This is a genomic window from Neisseria sp. HMSC061H08 (assembly GCF_001836795.1).
GTDB lineage: Bacteria > Pseudomonadota > Gammaproteobacteria > Burkholderiales > Neisseriaceae > Neisseria > Neisseria subflava_A.
The window spans coordinates 1-2,075 of sequence record NZ_KV830578.1 but is presented as its reverse complement, the minus strand read 5'-3'; the positions used below and the strand labels follow the sequence as shown (position 1 = coordinate 2,075).

At 48.6% G+C, this 2,075-nt stretch carries 1 protein-coding gene and 1 pseudogene; both read right to left on the bottom strand.

Translation table 11 applies throughout. From position 1 onward, the window contains the following. Positions 1-185, bottom strand: a pseudogene (locus HMPREF2675_RS11110) (IS5/IS1182 family transposase); the annotation flags it as partial. A gap of 219 nt (positions 186-404) precedes the next feature. After that, a partial coding sequence (locus HMPREF2675_RS07830; RefSeq protein ID WP_070814644.1) for a transferrin-binding protein-like solute binding protein occupies positions 405-2,075 on the bottom strand: 1,671 nt, incomplete at its 5' end.

Genomic DNA, 2,075 nt, shown 5'->3' with positions numbered 1-2,075 from the left:
TTGAACATGGACAACAGGGGATAGGCGGGACGACCGCGGTGGTTTCGAAGGTAACGGGTTTTTTGATGATTCAGGTATTGTTCGATCGGCTGTCAATCAATCACCTGATCCAACTTCAATAGTGGGAAGCGGTCGATGTGTTTGGCGATCATGGCTTGGGCGGGTTGCTGGGAGAAGGGGCTCATGGAAAATCCCCTAAATGTCTTGGTGGGAATTTAGGGGATTTTGGGGAATTTTGCAAAGGTCTCAGATTATCTGAAAATAAGATTCAAGGTTTTCAGACGACCTTTTAGCGGGTAAATTGCTCTCTAGATTGTTGTTACCGTAAAAGGTCGTCTGAAAATCCTACCCACTCAAAAACAAACCGCCCTTTCAGGCGGTTTGTTTTCAGCTTAAACAGACGGTTATTGCTTTTTACCGCCGAATACACCGAAAGCGTTGTTACTTGAAGAGCCATTATCACCTGGTTTTTCATTGTAACTGTATCGTCCCGCCATTTCGGCAGCTTTGTCGCCGTAGAATCCGCCTGAGATAGAACCTTGCACACCGGAATCCCATTTACCATTAAAGCTGCTGCCTGTAATACCTGCGGTAAAGGCTCGTTCATTCATGAACCATCTGTCACCACTATTGATTTTACCTGCGATAGTCTTGGTATCGAAGTTGACATCTGCGGTAAACGAACCGGCAGTACGGTAGCCTCCTGTATCACCCACCCAGTTTTCCTTATTATCCAAGTTGCGGGCACGGAAATTCAACACCTCGCCTGCGTATTTAGCCGTACCGGACGGTAGAGAGGTACTCATTACCCCCTGAACAAACAAGGAGTAGGCATTATCGGCAAGTTTTGCCGCACCGAAGACAACATTGCTCAAATTGCCTGAAGCAACAAACGATTTGTAGTCCGAACCCAATTCAGTTTGATGGAGCTTGTTGGTAACAGGTGCCAAAGCGATTGCCGTACCGTTGATAATGACTTTGGTCAAGTCCGCGATATTCGATAAGATATATTGCTCGCCTGTTTCACCTTTTTTCAATTCGGCCGCAGCGGCATCACCTTTAGGTTTGGTTACGGGCGTATCGGGTTTGGCAACCGGCGCATCAGGCTGTCCGCCTGCTTGAGCTACCGCATCTTGGCGTTTTGCACCAAACACACCGCGCGCCACTACGTCTTCATCACGTTGGTTTTTGCCTGCCGCACTATATGTACCGGCAAGTTGGTCTGCCTTCGCGCCAAAGAATCCGCCTTGCATCGTACCTTGCTTGTTGGAGAAGGTGTTACCGTGCAAATCGCCATTGAAAGACAGATTTTCCGCCATATCGCGCGCATTGGATTTGACGACACCTGCAATCCTGTTGCCACCACTACCACCGCCAACCGTTTGATCGGAATAGCGGTTGATGCTGACATTGATGGTTTTTTGGTCGAAATTGACTTTTGCGGTAACATCGGTTGCTTTGGCGGCAGGATACAGATTGGCCAGCTTGGCTTGCGAACCGGTTTCAAAAATTTCTTGCAGACCTCTTGTATTGATCGGCAGTCCGTTTTGGAAATGCAGGCCGATGCCTTTATAGGTTGCATCCCCTCTTTGGGCTGCAAAGGTATCACTGCCTGATGGCGTGCCTTGGACAAACAACGCCTGTTTTACATCACGCAGATCGCTGACATCGGCAACACCGCCGTAACGAACGTCAGGCAACAGGTCGCCGCTGTGTACCGCATATTGTGCTGCATCGGCTTTACCGCCGTTCATACTTTTTTCGCCCAACGTAAACTCACCCGCTTTAACGTCTTTGGTATTAATGGCGACACCATCAAGTACGACGCTGTTTTTATCCGAGGCAGTCGGAGCTTCGGTTTTGGCATATTCCAAATCGCCGGTTTCACGTTTTTTCACTACCAAGACACCGCCATCCAAAGCCTTGCCCATTACTTTGCCTTCGCCGCCAAAACCTTGACCTGAATTGGCCTCATTGGCTTTCTTAGCTTCCTCAGCTTTCTTGGCCTCTTCAGCTTTCTTAGCGTCTTCAGCTTTCTTAGCGTCTTCAGCTTTCTTGGCTTCTTCAGCTTTCTT